Annotated in this window: 12 protein-coding genes; all 12 read left to right on the top strand. The window is 41.5% G+C overall.

Features of this window, described 5'->3' with window-relative positions; genetic code table 11:
• Positions 1 to 340 precede the first annotated feature (340 nt).
• The 12 genes from L884_RS21890 to L884_RS0107820 all read left to right on the top strand — a co-directional run bounded on the left by L884_RS21890 (position 341) and on the right by L884_RS0107820 (position 16,247).
• The gene (locus L884_RS21890) at positions 341 to 3,313 is read left to right on the top strand and encodes a nitrate reductase (RefSeq protein WP_051435578.1); all 2,973 of its coding nucleotides are present in this window, start codon (positions 341 to 343) and stop codon (positions 3,311 to 3,313) included.
• On the top strand, positions 3,310 to 4,368 hold the full coding sequence (gene cobA, locus L884_RS21885) for a uroporphyrinogen-III C-methyltransferase (protein ID WP_245603088.1): 1,059 nt from the start codon (positions 3,310 to 3,312) through the stop codon (positions 4,366 to 4,368). The genes L884_RS21890 and cobA overlap by 4 nt, the downstream gene beginning before the upstream one ends.
• Positions 4,361 to 5,707 (top strand): hypothetical protein, encoded by a 1,347-nt coding sequence (locus L884_RS22605; protein WP_051435576.1) that lies wholly within the window; start codon positions 4,361 to 4,363, stop codon positions 5,705 to 5,707. The genes cobA and L884_RS22605 overlap by 8 nt, the downstream gene beginning before the upstream one ends.
• Positions 5,694 to 6,257 (top strand): ANTAR domain-containing response regulator, encoded by a 564-nt coding sequence (locus tag L884_RS0107860; RefSeq protein WP_028766981.1) that lies wholly within the window; start codon positions 5,694 to 5,696, stop codon positions 6,255 to 6,257. Before L884_RS22605 ends, L884_RS0107860 begins: the two co-directional genes overlap by 14 nt.
• A gap of 352 nt (positions 6,258 to 6,609) precedes the next feature.
• Positions 6,610 to 9,219: a nitrite reductase large subunit NirB gene (gene nirB, locus L884_RS21875; RefSeq protein WP_037410572.1), complete on the top strand. Its 2,610-nt coding sequence runs from the start codon at positions 6,610 to 6,612 to the stop codon at positions 9,217 to 9,219.
• Entirely contained in the window at positions 9,216 to 9,587 is a 372-nt protein-coding gene (nirD, locus tag L884_RS0107850) for a nitrite reductase small subunit NirD (protein ID WP_028766980.1), read from the top strand. Before nirB ends, nirD begins: the two co-directional genes overlap by 4 nt.
• Positions 9,588 to 11,054, top strand: a complete 1,467-nt coding sequence (locus L884_RS0107845) for a NarK family nitrate/nitrite MFS transporter (protein WP_028766979.1) — start codon at positions 9,588 to 9,590, stop codon at positions 11,052 to 11,054.
• A gap of 4 nt (positions 11,055 to 11,058) precedes the next feature.
• On the top strand, positions 11,059 to 12,915 hold the full coding sequence (locus L884_RS0107840; protein ID WP_084221414.1) for a bifunctional protein-serine/threonine kinase/phosphatase: 1,857 nt from the start codon (positions 11,059 to 11,061) through the stop codon (positions 12,913 to 12,915).
• Positions 12,916 to 13,082: 167 nt separating this feature from the next.
• Positions 13,083 to 14,231, top strand: a complete 1,149-nt coding sequence (locus L884_RS0107835) for a tetratricopeptide repeat protein (protein ID WP_028766977.1) — start codon at positions 13,083 to 13,085, stop codon at positions 14,229 to 14,231.
• Between the two features lie 211 nt (positions 14,232 to 14,442).
• Positions 14,443 to 15,066, top strand: a complete 624-nt coding sequence (locus tag L884_RS0107830) for a curlin (RefSeq protein WP_169731783.1) — start codon at positions 14,443 to 14,445, stop codon at positions 15,064 to 15,066.
• A 93-nt stretch (positions 15,067 to 15,159) separates the two neighbouring features.
• Positions 15,160 to 15,795: a LuxR C-terminal-related transcriptional regulator gene (locus L884_RS0107825; RefSeq protein WP_028766975.1), complete on the top strand. Its 636-nt coding sequence runs from the start codon at positions 15,160 to 15,162 to the stop codon at positions 15,793 to 15,795.
• Positions 15,792 to 16,247 carry a CsgE family curli-type amyloid fiber assembly protein gene (locus L884_RS0107820; RefSeq protein WP_028766974.1) on the top strand — a complete coding sequence of 152 codons (456 nt, stop codon included), beginning with the start codon at positions 15,792 to 15,794 and terminating at the stop codon, positions 16,245 to 16,247. Before L884_RS0107825 ends, L884_RS0107820 begins: the two co-directional genes overlap by 4 nt.
• The last annotated feature ends 4 nt before the right edge of the window (positions 16,248 to 16,251 follow it).

Below are 16,251 nucleotides of genomic sequence, written 5' to 3'. Positions count from 1 at the left end.
TGCGGCATTAACCAATTATTTTGTTATATCTTTCGATATCAAGCAGCCTGTTGCCTTATTTGGTTCGTTTATGTAGTGGTGTATTTAACATTGTTATTTGTATAAAAACACCGCCGCCCCCACTTTTTTATGATTAAACCTCAATGTCTGCAAAAAATACCGATTCGTGGGCTTTTATGTGCACCGTCAGTGCATACAAATGCACTTAAATTGGGCAGCTATTGATTCCTGCCATGAGTCGTTAACCCTTTATATTGTCTTTTCACCATTAAAACAGTTGTTTAATTTTTGGCTTGTTATTTGCTTATCTCTTATAAGACTTTCATAGAGGGACGCGTAAATGCCAAGCTGTAGAACTACTTGTGCTTACTGTGGTGTAGGCTGCGGGATCGAGATCCATCGCAGGAGATCAGAGGAAATAGAAAACAAAGATTCTATTAGTCAATCGGATAAGTTTACTGAAAAGCCCGATTTGTCATCAACTAACGAGGACTATGTGAAGTATATCGAGCTAGATGGCGACACATCACATTCCGCTAATTTAGGATACTTATGCGCTAAAGGTATGAGCTTGCTTGAAGGGATCAATTTCCCCAATAAACTGCTTTATCCGCGATTAAATAAAAGACAAAGTCCATACGGCTATGATAAGACTGCGGCTGAGACTAATGCTGTACCAGCTAATATTAGTAAAACAGTTGGCTGGCAAGAGGCTATCGATAAAATAGCCTCAAAGTTTAACAGTATTATTAAGCAGCATGGAAGCAATTCAATAGCATTTTACCTATCGGGACAAATGCTTACTGAGGATTACTACGTTGCAAATAAACTCGCTAAAGGGTTTTTAGGCTGCTCAAATATCGATACTAATTCACGTTTGTGTATGTCCTCTGCGGTTACAGCACATACTCGCGCTTTCGGAGAAGATGTTGTCCCAGGTTGTTATCAGGATTTTGAATTAGCTGACGTTATCGTTCTTGTTGGGGCTAATACAGCTTGGACACATCCGGTATTGTTTAAACGAATTCTTGCGGCCAGAGCTAAGACGGGAGCAAAGTTAGTTGTTGTTGACCCGCGTAAAACAGCAACTGCGTCTTATGCAGATCTGCATCTACAACTGTTACCGGGGTCCGATCTCGCTCTATTTAATGGACTATTTTGTGCAATTAGTAACTCAAATCGGAAAAATATTGATTACATTCATAGTCATACTCAAGGGTTTTCCGATGCAGTTAACGCAGCAAATTCATGTAACTCTCTTAAGGAAGTAGCTGCGCAAACTGGGTTAACAGTTGAGGATATTAACTGCTTCTATCAATTCTATACTGTGACTGCTCCTCAGGCTTTGGCGTCGAATAAAGTTGTAACTGCTAGTGGACAAGGGGTGAATCAATCTCTCACAGGGACAGACACTTGCAATGCCATAATTAACTGTCACTTGGCGATGGGTGATATAGGTCAACCAGGTTGTGGACCTTTTTCATTAACTGGTCAGCCAAATGCCATGGGCGGACGTGAAGTCGGTGGCATGGCGACCCAACTTGCAGCCCATATGGGATTTACTTTACAGGAACGAGGGTTGCTCAGTGAGTTTTGGCAAACAGAGTCTGTAGTGAAAAGCAAAGGGCTCACCGCGACAGAGATCTTCAGTAAGATGGCATTGGGGGAAATCAAAGCCATATGGATCATGGGGACTAATCCATTGGTATCATTACCCGATACCGCCATAGTTAAGCGCGGACTTAAACGCTGTGAATTTGTTGTAATGTCGGATATTACAGCTGAAACAGATACTGCCAAATATGCAGATCTACTCTTACCTGCTCAAGGTTGGTCTGAAAAATCGGGCACAGTGACCAATAGTGAACGCACAATTAGCCGCCAACGTCGTTTTGTTCTTCCCCAAGGAGAGTCAAAAGCAGATTGGTGGGCCATTTGCGAAGTTGCTAAGGCGCTTGGATTCAAACAAGGTTTTAATTTTACCGATAGTCATCAGATTTTTGCAGAGCACGCAATGCTTACTGATAAAGTGGTTCGTCATTTTCCTAATAAGCGATTTACCCTAGCTGGGCTGAGTGATATAAGCGAACAGGATTACAATGACCTAGAACCTATTCAGTGGCCAATACACAAAAATAGCGAGCTAACGAGTAGCTTGGTAAATCATAGTAGAGTAAAAGTTAAATCTGAACAGCAAACAAATAGACTCCTTGAGCAAAAAGCTCGAAATCCGACCAAATATTTGTCGCAACAGAGGCTGTATCAAGAAGGGCGCTTTTCAACGAACGATGGTTTGGCAAACTTCATAGCAACTCCTTTTTTAACACAAGTAGAGCATCAAGAGTCACCTCAGAATAGCGTCAGGCTTAACTCAGGCAGAGCGAGAGACCAATGGCACACTATGACGCGAACCGGTCATATTCCCAGCTTATCGGCGAGTGATTATCAACCTGAGATCTTGCTTAATCCTTTAACCTTGACCCAATTGCAGATGGCTTCAGGCGATCTCGTTAAGCTTACTGGGATTAACTTAAAAAAAACCATGCTGGTAAGGGCCGTTGCTGATAAATCAATTTTACCGGGTGCAGGTTTTTGTACTATGCATTGGTCAACTCAATTTAGTAAAAGCGCCGGTGTAAACCAACTATTGCAAAGCAATATAGACCCTTTGTCATTGCAACCCGGCTTTAAACACCAACGGGTAAAGCTTGAGAGCTATCCAGTCGTGCTTCAAGGGACCATTTGGGGCGCGTCCGCTGTCGATCTCACAGGTCTTAGCTGGTGCGTAAAACAAACAATTAATCAAGGTGTTTGCTATCATTTTGCAGCACAAAGTACTGAAATTAATAATAAAGCGTTTTGCAGTAAAGTTGGTATTTCAAACACTGCTGTGCAAACTTTGGAATGGCAGTTTTCAGGTTGTACGATCCAGTGCTCAATCCAGCAAGGCATAGTGATTGGTATATGTATCACTGATAGTAAAGAAGTCAAAGTTGATGTTAATGCTGTGCAAGCCTTGCTTAATCAATGCGTTGATAATAAATGGCTAAACAAATTATCTAGGCTTATTCAAGCAGGTGGTAGTAGGTTAATTTGTGCTTGTAATGGCATCACTGAAACTGCAATCTCAGCCAATATGCTTGAGACAATACAAAGTGCTAACCGTGAGCTGCTAGAAGTTAACCAATTGGTCAATAATGCTAAGCAGGCACTGGGTTGTAGCGCGGCGTGTGGCAGCTGTCTTAATCAAGTCACTGAGCTAGCTAGAGCAGCGCTAAGCGCTGCGAATATGACGACGCAAGAGGTGGCATGATGCAGGGAATCGAATTTATTAAGCAGATGTTGCTCAAGTCTCTGAGCAGTATAAAACCCAAACTGTCAGAAATGGTTGATGAGTTTAGTAGACAACAATTGACCACGTCTCCATTTAGCATACAGCTCAACACTAATAACTTTTTTTTGCTTAGGAAAATTGCTGTTAAAAATACTAATAAAAAGGCAAAGATTCAGCAGCTAAAACAACTTGTTTTACAGTGCCTTAAGAGAACTGAGCGGAATAAAACCTTCAACAAACAGCGTCAAACTGTACAAATTGTAGGAGCTGGTTGTGGTGAAATTGAGTTACTTACTTTAAAAGCGGTGCAGGTCATTACACAGGCGGATGTGATCGTGTATGACAATCTAGTATGTGCAGAGATTCTACAGTTGGCTGCAACACATTGTCGACTTATCTACATGGGTAAGCGATTCGCTCAAAAAAGTAGTACTCAAGATGAGATTAATCAAAGCCTTTATCAATTAGCTATCACGGGAGTAAAAGTGGTACGACTTAAAGGCGGTGACCCTAATGTTTTTGGTCGCGGAAGTGAAGAAGCGCTGTTTTTAGCTAAACGGGGGGTTAAGAGTGAGTTTATCGCTGGGATCACCGCGGCTTTAGGTTGCGCAGCAAGTAGTGGCATCCCACTGACTCATAGAAAAGTTGCTCGAAGTGTCACTTTTGTCACAGGCCAGAGATGCAATGATCAAAGAGAGCAATCTGTTATAGATGAATGGCAAGGCTTACTTTCAGCAAATAGTACTTTAGCCTTCTATATGGGTAAAGAGAAGGCATTAGAAATTGCAACGCGATTAATGTTAGCTGGTGCAGACGGTAGATTACCTGTTGCTTTTATTACCAATGGTGCAAGGCAAAAACAGACAATTAGTTTTAGTCGTGTTGATCAAATGGCGCAAGCTGCACTGAACATCAAGCAAGCAGGGCCGACACTCATTATTGTGGGTGAAGTGGTCACTATTGGTGCTGAGCTTGAACATTGTTTGGCGTTTTGTTCACAATCGGTTGCCGCTAATGAGGGTGTATATGGATAAGCCAGATTTAAGTTGGGGATCAACAGGCAAGTTATCTATGGGACACATTGGTAACTGCAAACTTAACGAGCAGATTGATAAGGCCGGCTATATAAAACTTATCAAAGCGCTGGGACGAGGCAAAAAGGGTTCGCGAAGCTTAACCGTTAATGAAAGTTTTCAACTACTACATGGGTTTAAGCTTGGTGTTGCTTCTGAGGCTCAATTAAGTACAGCGCTTATGTTAATGCGAGTTCGTGGTGAAAGCGCCGAAGAGGTCACCGGAGTTACACTCGCGCTGAAGCAAAGCGTTGATCCGCAGTGGTTATCGCTAAATACAACCATTGATTGGCCCTGCTATGCAGGTAAACGTGATCAGCTACCATATATGCTCTTTTGCGCCAAAGCTTTAGCAAAACAAGGTGAGCGAATACTTATCCATGGTGACAACCGCATATTGCGTCATCGTCATCATGTGGGCGATGTTATTAAAGCGTTAGGTATCGTTGAGGTCAACTCAGCCGCAGAAGCTAAGTCTATATTAGACCGAGATGGGGTGTGTTATGTCAATGCAGATAAACTCAGTGTATTTGCCGATATCTTTAAGGACCTTCATCAGCAATTGGGGTTAAGGAGCCTCTACCAAACAGCAATACGTTGCGTGAACCCTACTAATGCTCAATTGGGTATACGCAGTTATTTTCACCGTGGTTTAGCATCGCAGCATATTAAGATAGCGCAGCTTTTGGCGCAGTATGAGCCTGAGTCAAGAGTGTTAATTTTTAAAGGCTATCAAGGCGAAGCCGAAATAAACCCAAGATGCAGCACTAAGTTGTATATATTTCCGTGGGAGAACGATCATTGCCAATCTGTTGACGTCAGCGGCGTGGATCAAGTGTTAATCATCAATCAACCAGCAGGTTTAGATATGCTGCAAGGCGATAAGTTACTAGACAAACACTTGTCTGCAAATTGGTTAACAATCTTGAAAGGTTGCAATACCCTGTATTTACCTACCAAAGTAGTTAATAGCGACCTTGAGAAAGAAAGTGTTATTGATAAAAATGAGCGCATGCGTGTAAAGGCGATTATTGAAAGTACGCTAACCGCACTAAACTTGCTAATAAAACCATCGCTCTCTCTGAGTGATGCCCGTACACAAGCTGAGTATATAACCAAGCAGAGCCTTCCTCATTTAATTAGAGATATTAGCAACCCAGAGCTAATAAACTGCCCAGATCAGCTAAACCGTCTTGAAAAGATAAATAATACTGACAATAAAAGTCGCTTTGTTTCCAAGGAATATAAAAGATTAAGCAGTGATAATAAGCAAGAGGAGCCTGCAGATGCGCATTATTAGTTTTACGGAAGGGCAGCAAGCTAAGTCAACGTATCGCAATCAATGTTATATGAGTGAATTACATAAAGCGGGGCATCAAATGCTGAGGGTATCGAGTTTATTCGAATGTGAACGTATACATTTTGCAGCAAAATCGGACTTACTGTTGTTAACCCTTAAAACAATCACTGAGGGCCATTTAGCGTTTATTGCTCGCTTAATGCATTTTTCGCCGGTGAGTTTGATAGTTTGTACTGAGAAGGTCAATGAAAATCAACTAACTGGCTTGCTACGTTGTGGGCGCATAACATATATACCCCAAACATTATGCGCTAGTCGCATCAATGCTGTGATAGAACTCGCATTGCTGCGCTTTAAAATGGCAAATCACACACTGGCTAAAATCGCGCAACTCGAGCAGAAATTGGTTACTGAGCAAAGTATTTACCAAGCTAAAAGTAAATTGCAATCAGTTGGGCTTAATGAGCAGCAAGCGCATAGACAATTGCAGCGATATGCTATGCAGCAGGGGAGCACTCTCGCAGCTGTGGCAAAAGAGTTGTGTAAATAATTGTGCACTGTCGATGCTCTATAGTGATCCAAATAAGTGCAAGTAAAACTGTTTGTTACCTGAGTAGAAAAGCCATGAAGAGATACAAAAAATATTAACTCTTTTAAAACAGTAGTTTGTATGGTTTGTAGTTGGGGTGTTTAAGCTGGCGCAGGCCTTGCAAAAGATTAAGTGATGCGCTCTTATCTGCATGAACACAAGTAGTGCTGAAGTAGTGATATTAAAACGATTTTAAATTAACTGGCTGTATAAGCGTTTATAAAAATGTAATGAGTTTCGGGCAAAGGCGCCATCTTCTATAGAGAAGTGGCGCCTTTTTGTTTGCCTTAAAGGGTTAACACAGGAGCATGATATGAAACAAAAAAAACAGAAATTACTCGTAGTGGGTAACGGCATGGTCGGCCATTACTTTATTGAGCAACTGTGTCAGCAACAAATGAGTCAGTATTACGATATTCAAGTGTTAGGCGAAGAGCAAATAGCAGCGTACGACCGCGTTCAACTATCAAAATACTTTGAATCGGGGAATGCGAATAGTTTGATGTTAACCAGCCAAGCTGAGTATAAAAAGCAAGGTGTCAATTTGCATTTAGGCCAAAAAGCAATGGCGATTGATACTGCTAGTAAACAGGTTGTCACTGAGCAAGGACGGATGAGTTACGACAAACTTGTACTAGCCACAGGCTCATACCCATTTGTGCCACCTATTGATGGTAATGATAGGGCTGATTGTTTGGTGTATCGGACTATTGACGATCTAAAGGCCATTGAGCAATCGGCTAAGCGCTCTCGTTCTGGGGTTGTAGTTGGCGGCGGACTGCTTGGGCTTGAGGCTGCTAATGCGCTGAAATCCTTAGGAGTTGATACTCATGTTGTAGAATTTGCGCCTCAGTTAATGTCTGTGCAGCTTAATGATCACGGCGGCGAGCTGTTAAAACAGAAAATTGAGGCACTTGGTGTGGGTGTTCATCTAAACAAAGCTACAACTGCAATCATTGATGGTGAGAATGCACGTCATCGTATGATCTTTAGTGATGGGAGTTTTCTTGAGACAGATATGTTGGTGTTTTCTGCGGGGATCCGTCCCCAAGATAGCCTCGCGAGAAAAGCCGGTATTGAGGTTGGGGAGCGAGGTGGCATTGTCATTGATGATAATTGCCAAACTTCAATTACCGATATTTTTGCTATTGGTGAATGTGCTTTATGGCAGCAAAAAATATTCGGTTTAGTGGCTCCTGGCTACCAAATGGCAGATGTCGTTGTATCGCAAATCACAGCAGACTACCTCAATAATACGCCAAGTCAGTTTAAAGGCGCAGATATGAGTACCAAGCTTAAACTACTGGGAGTTGATGTGGCTTCCATCGGTGAAAGTCGCGGTTTCGAAGATGCGCAATATGTAGAGTTGTTTGATAGGCAGGGAGGGATCTACAAAAAACTCTGGCTTGATGAAGCTGGCGAATATTTAAAAGGAGCAGTATTGGTTGGTAATGTTGATGAATATGCCAGTTTATTAAACGTATATTTAGCTGCAGAGCCTCTGGACGCTCCAGCAGCGACATTGCTGCTGGCAGACAATTCAGAACCTATTAGTCTAAAAGACAATGCCATCGTATGTTCCTGTCATCAAGTTACCAAGTCAGCTATCTGCGAACAAGTACAAGGAGGAAAGCAAAGCTTAACGGAAATTAAAGCTTGTACTAAAGCCGCTTCAGGATGTGGTGGCTGCTCAGCAGTGGTTGAACAAATTATCGATGAGGCTCTGACTGAACAAGGTATAGCAACAGAGCAGGGTATATGTTGCCACTTTGAGCATGATAGGCAAGGCTTGTTCCATCTGTGCCAAGTTGAAGGCATTAAAGATTTTAACACGCTTTATAGGCAACATGCTAAAGCAGGGGCATCAACTTTAGCGCTTGGTTGTGAGATCTGTAAGCCATTAGCAGCATCTATTTTTGCCACATTAGAAAATGATTATGTGCTTTCAGAGCAGCATGTGGCGCTTCAAGATACCAACGATGCTTATTTAGGTAATTTGCAAAAAGATGGCAGCTACTCGGTTGTACCACGAATTGCCGGTGGTGAGATCACACCTGATAAATTGATAGCGATAGGTGAAATCGCTAAAAAATTTGACCTTTACACCAAAATCACAGGTGGCCAAAGAATAGATATGTTTGGTGCGCAATTGTCTGAGCTACCTCAAATATGGCGACAGTTGATTGCCGCTGGATTTGAAACCGGTCATGCCTATGGAAAATCCCTACGTACGGTAAAATCTTGTGTTGGCGATACTTGGTGTCGTTATGGTGTACAAGATTCAGTTAGCTTAGCCATAGCTTTAGAAAATCGTTATAAGGGCCTACGTGCCCCCCACAAAATTAAAATGGCCGTATCAGGATGTACGCGAGAATGTGCAGAAGCTCAAAGTAAAGATATTGGTGTGATTGCATCAGAAAACGGCTGGAACCTTTATGTTTGTGGTAACGGTGGCATGCGACCTCGTCATGGCGACCTGTTTGCGACTGACTTATCGACAGCGCAGTTGGTCAGTTATATCGACAGGATCTTAATGTTTTATTCAAAAACAGCTGGGAGATTACAGCGCACTTCTGTATGGATGGAGTCATTATCCGGTGGCCTCGAATATCTGCAATCAGTGATTATCGATGATGAACTTGGACTCGCAGTAGAACTTGAAACCCAGATGAAAAAGGTGGTGGCCAGCTATCAGTGTGAGTGGCAGACCAGTTTAAATGATAAACATTTCCTTAGTCGGTTCGATGAGTTTGTCAATCCTCAAGATGCGCCTGCACACAGTCAAAGCTCTTACCAATATCTGCGCGAACAGAAATTTCCAATGCAGTCAGAGGTGCAAACATTCTCTGCGGTGACTCAGTCAGCAAGTAGGGCTGGAGATATAACCGTGTCTATAATCGAAGAACAGGAGGTCATAGTATGAGTTGGGTAACATTATGTGAAGAAGCAGCTCTGCCAAGTCATAGAGGCATAGCTGCATGGGCCTCAGGGAAAGCGATAGCCTTGTTTAATTTGGGCGAGAAAGGCATATTCGCACTTGATAATATAGATCCTGCAACAGGTGTAAGCGTTTTATCCAGAGGATTAATTTGTGAGTTTGATAATCAAATGTATGTGTCTTCCCCAATTCATAAACAGCATTATGATTTGCGAACTGGGCAGTGCTTAGAAAGCGCTGTACTGAGCGTTAACTGCTATGAGGTAAAAAAACTGCAAGGAAAAATTTTAGCCAAAATCACATCAGCGCCTACAAGTAGAGAACAGAAGTCAAGCCATAGGGGGGAGGGGTAAATGAGTAGTCAAAAATTTAATCTCTTTAGTTTTAGTGGCAAGATGAAAGTGATGCATTTAAGTTGGATGGCATTTTTTATCACCTTTGTAGTGTGGTTTAACGCAGCGCCACTTATAAGTGTTATTGCCGACAGTGTTGGCCTTACTAACTCGCAAATTAAGACTCTACTTATTTTAAATGTTGCGCTGACTATTCCTGCGCGAGTTATCATAGGTATGGTTACTGATCGCTTTGGTCCCAGAAGAGTATATTCATTATTGCTGGGGTTATGCTCCATTCCTTGTTTTATGTTTGCATTAGGCACTAGCTTCGAACAGCTTGCCTTAGCGCGGTTTTTTATTGGCTTTATTGGTGCTGGTTTTGTGATCGGGATCCGTATGGTCAGTGAATGGTTTCCAGCTAAGGAGTTAGGCGTTGCTGAAGGAATATATGGTGGTTGGGGCAACTTTGGCTCTGCTGCTGCGGCTTTTACCTTACCCGCGGTAGCGCTTGCATTTGGTGGGCAAGATGGTTGGCGATATGCTATTGGCTTAACAGGTTTGATGAGCTTAATTTTTGCTTTTGTCTATTACTTTAATGTGACCGATACACCTAAAGGCTCAACCTATTTTACACCTAAGAAAGCTGGAGCTATGGAAGTCAGTAGTAAAGGTGATTTTTTCCTGCTGGTGGTGATGAAACTGCCTATGTATGCCACCTTAGGTTTACTGGCTTGGAAGCTCTCTCCTGCGGGGGTTGCTATGCTTTCAGATAACATGGTTAATGGCATCTATCTGTTATTATTTGCTATTTTAGCGGCAGATCTGCTACAAACATTTAATGTAAACAAACAGGTATTTACTGGTCAAGTACCAAAGTTTGAACGCTATCAGTTTAAACAGGTGGCAGTACTAAACGTACTCTATTTTTCAACCTTTGGTTCTGAACTCGCAATTGTGTCAATGCTTCCTCTGTATTTTGCCGAAACATTTGAATTAGGTATGGCACAAGCGGGCATGGTGGCATCCTCTTATGCCTTTATGAACCTAATGTCTCGTCCTGGCGGCGGTTGGTTAAGTGATCGTTTTGGCCGCAAATCAACACTGCTTATATTAACCGCAGGGCTTGCATTAGGTTATTTTGGTGTTGCGCAAATAGACAGTAGCTGGGGATTACCTTTTGCTATTGCCATGGTAATGCTTTGCTCTTTTTTTGTGCAAAGTGGCGAAGGCGCCGTGTTTGCTGCTGTGCCGCTAATTAAGCGACGCCTTACAGGCCAAATAGCAGGTATGACTGGTGCATACGGTAATGTGGGCGCAGTGTTTTTCCTTACCGTTTACTCCATGGTATCTACTCAAACTTTTTTCTATGTTATCGCAGCTAGCGCTGTATTCGGTTTCTGTTCACTGTTCTTTATGGCTGAGCCTAAAGGCCATATTGCAGAAGTTAGTGATGATGGAGAAGTGACATTAATTAGTGTGAGTTAAGAGGATGGCTAATACGCAATTGTCTGGCGAGGTAACTCGCCTTTGTGCAAGCACAGAGGTTACGTCAGTCATCCTAAATCAGTCATCTGTTGATAGTGAACAGCACTGCTTTCCTTTTGCAACGGAAGCAAAGCTGTGCTTATCAGCTGGTCAGTTTTCAGATAAAGGGGCTAAAGCGCAAAATGAAGACGCGATTGGGATCCGTATTCCTAACGGCCATTTGCTGACAACCAAAGGGGCAGTATCTGCAATTAGTGATGGGGTTAGTCTAGCGGAAAAAGGTGCTGCGGCCTCAGCAATAAGTGTGAGTAATTTTCTAGCCGATTATTATTCAACTCCTGCCCTATGGTCAGTTAAGAAATCGAGTTCAAAAGTACTTACAGCATTAAACCGTTGGCTTTACGGGCTTGGTCAAGATTACAGAGATGCAAGGCGTGGCTATGTATGTACTTTTAGTGCGCTAGTGTTTAAATCCTGTCATTTACATATGTTGCATATTGGTGATTCACGGATCTACCGCTACCGAGAAGGGCAACTTCAAAGGCTTTCTTATGATCATGTCAGTCTCGTAGGGCATGGCAATAAATATTTAGCGAGAGCATTAGGATTAGATCTAAATATTGATGTGGATTATCAATCTATTGCGCTAGGGGTTAATGATATTTATCTATTAATGACTGATGGTGTACATGATGTTTTAGACGATATCAATATTAAAGGCATAATTGAAGCTCGTTTAGTTAACGATAAAAGAGCATTTACTGACGCCGATTGTGAGGAGCTGAGTCAACAGCTTGTAGAGTCGGCAATCAATAACGGCTCGATAGATAACGTTAGTTGCCAATGTATTAGTGTTAATGCGTTACCTGAACTAAGCATCGATGATCTGCACGGTAGCCTTACTCAAATGCCGTTTCCACCAGCATTAAGTGTAGGTATGAAACTTGACGGTTACACCATCTTGAAAACTATCTATCAAAGTCAACGTAGCCAAGTTTACCTTATTGAGGATATGCAAGGTCAGCTTGCAAGTATGAAAACCCCATCACTTAACTATCAAGATGATCCTGCTTATATCGAGCGTTTTATACTGGAAAGCTGGATTGGCGAGCGGATCCGAAGCCCGCAGGTTATTGCAATTCGCGATATAGGCAAGACGAAAACAGCGTTGTATTACTTAACAGAATACATAGAAGGGATGACTCTAAAACAGTGGATACGGAAAAATCCTAAGCCTGATCCCAAAACTGTACTAAGGATTTTGACTCAGATAGAAGCAGGCGTGAGGGCATTTCACAGAAGGGATACTCTGCATCAAGATCTCAAACCAGAAAATGTATTAATTGATGGTGATGAGCAAGTCAAAATCATTGACTTTGGAGCTTGTTTTATAAAAGGAGTTGCTGAAATTAGCTCCCCTGTGGGAGGGGAACAAGTTCTTGGTACTGCAGACTATTCAGCACCTGAAGTAATGTTGCGTTACAAGGGAAGTCATCAAGCTGATCTTTATTCTCTGGCTGTGATCGCATTTGAGATGCTTACAGGAGAATTACCATTTAAAGCAAAACAAGCAGGGTGCAAAAAGTTAGAGGATTTTTATAAACTACAATATACACCGAGCTATGAGCTTAATCCTTTGGTGCCAATCTGGATGGATTACGCAATCAGAAAGTCATTAAACATAGATGCCAGTAAAAGGCATTCTGATACGAGTGAATGGCTTTATGATATGAGAACGCCAGAACAACAGTGGCATCAAGCGAACCAAACTAGACCTTTGATAGCAAGGCGGCCACTATTGTTCTGGCAGAGCCTAAGTAGCATATTTTTACTGGTGATTTTATTGTTAGTCATGTTTTAATATTACTTAAGTTAATGCTTTAAAAGCGTGTTCTGTTTATTGTAGGCTTTAATCTTCGATAGACATCGCAGATTAACAACTATCTATGCCTAGTCATCATAATAGTGCTAGACAGTGATAGTTTTAGTTGTGAGCTAGGGCAATAGATTTATACAAAGGAATGTTTTATGCGACTGGTGTTTTTTTTACCATTATTGATTCTGTTACATGGATGCAAGGCAACAACAGACACAAATTACTCCACGCCAATACTACCCAAATTAGACTATGTTGCAGCGACGTCTAAGCAGACTATTCCGACACCAGAGGATTTTTATCGTTTAAGTCCTGAGCAAATAATTGCATTGCAAGAATTTCTTCAACAAGAGCATGTGGCTAACTTAGCTAATTATAAGCAAGCTATGTTGTACATAAAAAAGCGGTTAGTTAATTTTAATTATCAAGGTAAAAATTATTTCGCAAGTCAGTCGCTTGTCGATAATGGCGGTAACTGCATGGCACTAGCCATGTTAACGTTTGCGATTGCTAATGAACTGCAAGTGGAGCTGCGTTTTCAGGTTATGCATACCATGCCAGTATTGCTTGATATTTCTGATAACGTCGCAGTGACATCCGATCACGTTCGAACATTTATGTATGAAACGGTTGAAAATCAGAACGAAGCCCTGTTTGGTAGGAACAGAGTCAAAATTGATTACTTTCCTGATAAATACGATCGTGGTGGGAAAATAATAGATCAAGATGAGTTTTTTGCGATGTTTTATCGAAATCTAGCCGCAGATGCAATATTTGAGGGAAAACTGGATTACGCTTATCGATTATTAAATAAGAGCTTAAGTATGGCGCCAGCTTATGAACCGGCTATTAATATGCAGGCAGTTGTTTTAAGAAAGTTAGGTGAGCTGGAGTTAGCTGAAAAACTGTATCGTTACGGATTAGAAGTGGCGGATAATAAAATTTACTTGTTAAGTAATTATCACTTTTTGCTTCGTTTACAAGGAAGAACAGAACAAGCTAACCTTATTAAACAACAACTGTTGAAGCTTGATGAGCAAAGTCCTTACGCATGGTATTTGCAAGCTGTAGATGCGATGTCACAGCAAGACTATCAAAGTGCTAAGATATACCTTAATAAATTCTTGAAAAACACCTCTTATTTCCATAGAGCTTATTACGATTTAGCACAGGTACACTTTCAATTAGGCGAACCTCAACAAGCGAAAAAAGCTATTTCGTTAGCTCTTACGCACTCATCGTCTAGTGAAGATAAAGACGTTTATTTAGCTAAGCTAAATTGGCTTACATCTTTGCAATGATAAAAGCTGGCTCTTATATTCGCATTTGTCTGTGAGCGAAGGACCTTTGTTAAGTTCCTTTGCCCATTTGCGATTTATCAAATAATACCGAGCATTACTTTATATTCTGATATTCATCCATGTAATACTTAGGGTTCACGACTAGTAGTTTAGTCTTATTTTATTCCGCTAAATAACCTTAATGATGCACAGCCTTTCATACTCAGGTCTGATGAAGCAGAGATTAATTACCTACATAATGACCGCGTTATCTCAATTTGCTCGAGTTAAGGTTGATCGTCGCGTAATGAATTACCTCAAGGTTTATAAAGAATTAAGCTCTGTTTGCAGTATTTTGCTTATTAGTAGCGTTATCGCAACAGGCTTACTGACATCTATAGCGACACAAGCGACTGAAGACCTTAGTCAAGTCGATGAGTTAAGTGGCTTTAATAATCAGGCTTCCATCTTGCAAAATGGCAGTGATCTAAACGGTCGAGTTAGTCAGCAAGGGGGATCGAATACAGCAATCTTAAGCCAAAGTGGTGTGGCTACTCAGATAAATGTAGATCAGGTCGGTGGTCGTAACTTTGTTCTAGCGCATCAAAATGGCGCTGAAGTCGAAGCTGACATATTGCAAAATGGCTTTAATAACGTGCTTATCTCTTCTCAACAAGGTGCTTTTTTGAGCTTAGACTTAAATCAGCAAGGTAATGACAACCGAGCATCGGTTTTACAAATTGGTGAGCAAAGTGAGGTAACTATTTATCAAAATGGTACAGGGCATGCAGTGTCTGTTATCCAATATGGGCAAAACCGATCAGCTCAGATAACTCAAGGATACGTCACGAATTAGGAGAACATAAATCCAATATTTGTTTTAGGTATGTTACGCGTATGTATTACACTGTAACGCACATGGATGGTAAAAGGTACACGGAGGCAATTTATGTTTAAAGTTACACATTGGGTGGTCGTCACTCGTTCACATCTCTTTTCAGATCTCCTTAATACGCGATGGCCGCAAGAGTTTTTGGTTAAATTACACAGTGTTTCACCTGAACATTTTAATGGAGATTTACTGGAAAGCCGCATTACTATCATTCTTATTGATTTAGCAAGTGTTGATGTACAAACAGCCTACCAAATCCAGCGCAAAATTGAGAAAGGAAGCAATGTAGCGCGAGTCGTATTTCTCCATTTTCCACAACAAGTTGATGTCAGCTTTTTAATACAAGCGTCAGTAACTGCTGGGGTGTTTTATTCAGATGCATCACTTGAGCAGATTGGTGAGGGGATGGTTGAAATCGTTAAAGGTAAGGTGATTATTCCTCAGGATTTGATCGAATCTAGCAACGCTAAAGATGCTGTTACCGATGATGTAGAAACACTCACTATTCGTGAACGAGAAGTGTTGCAGGTACTAAGAAGCGGTAGCACTAATATTGATATCGCTAATCAGCTATTTGTTAGTGAAAGTACTATCAAAACGCATCTTTATCGAGCGTTTAGAAAGATAGGTGTATCTAGCCGAGGCCAAGCAATCGCTTGGGCGCAAACTAATTTGCACGAAGTGACGCAATGAGTCGTTGGCCGTTAGGTTTACTGCTTTGTTGCTCCAGTCTTTATGCCCAAGAGATAACGCTTAATAAGTCGTTAACAGTAAACAGCACTAGTGATAAGCCGCCTAGAGTAGAGACAGACTTGATTGATGGCTTGATCCTTAATCGTGCAATGACTCGCTTTGGACATAGGTTTTATCGCCAATTTGTTGCAGATTATCGGGATATTGGTGGTGTAACTCGCCATTCAGGCTTAACGATAGTAGAGCAAGCAACTGCTCGTAGCGGCAGTAAAATCAGTATTTTACTGAATAGGAAACCCGTTTATATCACGGTTGTATCACCAGCTAGTCGTAATATTGATGAACAAGCAATGTCGGCAGCAAAGTACGTAAACCAAAAATTGAAGCAACAGCAGAAGCAAGCGAGTTGGACAAAGTTTCTCGATCCAGATCTTGCTGCAGATGAGTTTTAACAAG

Origin of the sequence: Shewanella fidelis ATCC BAA-318, from assembly GCF_000518605.1 — a bacterium.
Classification (GTDB): domain Bacteria; phylum Pseudomonadota; class Gammaproteobacteria; order Enterobacterales; family Shewanellaceae; genus Shewanella; species Shewanella fidelis.
This window is presented reverse-complemented; position numbering and strand designations above follow the sequence as displayed.

What these genes read in the sequence shown, in the direction of transcription:
- L884_RS21890 (WP_051435578.1), top strand. Translation starts at nt 341, where the DNA reads ATGCCAAGCTGTAGAACTACTTGTGCTTACTGTGGTGTAGGCTGCGGG.
- cobA (WP_245603088.1), top strand. Translation starts at nt 3,310, where the DNA reads ATGATGCAGGGAATCGAATTTATTAAGCAGATGTTGCTCAAGTCTCTG.
- L884_RS22605 (WP_051435576.1), top strand. Translation starts at nt 4,361, where the DNA reads ATGGATAAGCCAGATTTAAGTTGGGGATCAACAGGCAAGTTATCTATG.
- L884_RS0107860 (WP_028766981.1), top strand. Translation starts at nt 5,694, where the DNA reads ATGCGCATTATTAGTTTTACGGAAGGGCAGCAAGCTAAGTCAACGTAT.
- nirB (WP_037410572.1), top strand. Translation starts at nt 6,610, where the DNA reads ATGAAACAAAAAAAACAGAAATTACTCGTAGTGGGTAACGGCATGGTC.
- nirD (WP_028766980.1), top strand. Translation starts at nt 9,216, where the DNA reads ATGAGTTGGGTAACATTATGTGAAGAAGCAGCTCTGCCAAGTCATAGA.
- L884_RS0107845 (WP_028766979.1), top strand. Translation starts at nt 9,588, where the DNA reads ATGAGTAGTCAAAAATTTAATCTCTTTAGTTTTAGTGGCAAGATGAAA.
- L884_RS0107840 (WP_084221414.1), top strand. Translation starts at nt 11,059, where the DNA reads ATGGCTAATACGCAATTGTCTGGCGAGGTAACTCGCCTTTGTGCAAGC.
- L884_RS0107835 (WP_028766977.1), top strand. Translation starts at nt 13,083, where the DNA reads ATGCGACTGGTGTTTTTTTTACCATTATTGATTCTGTTACATGGATGC.
- L884_RS0107830 (WP_169731783.1), top strand. Translation starts at nt 14,443, where the DNA reads ATGAAGCAGAGATTAATTACCTACATAATGACCGCGTTATCTCAATTT.
- L884_RS0107825 (WP_028766975.1), top strand. Translation starts at nt 15,160, where the DNA reads ATGTTTAAAGTTACACATTGGGTGGTCGTCACTCGTTCACATCTCTTT.
- L884_RS0107820 (WP_028766974.1), top strand. Translation starts at nt 15,792, where the DNA reads ATGAGTCGTTGGCCGTTAGGTTTACTGCTTTGTTGCTCCAGTCTTTAT.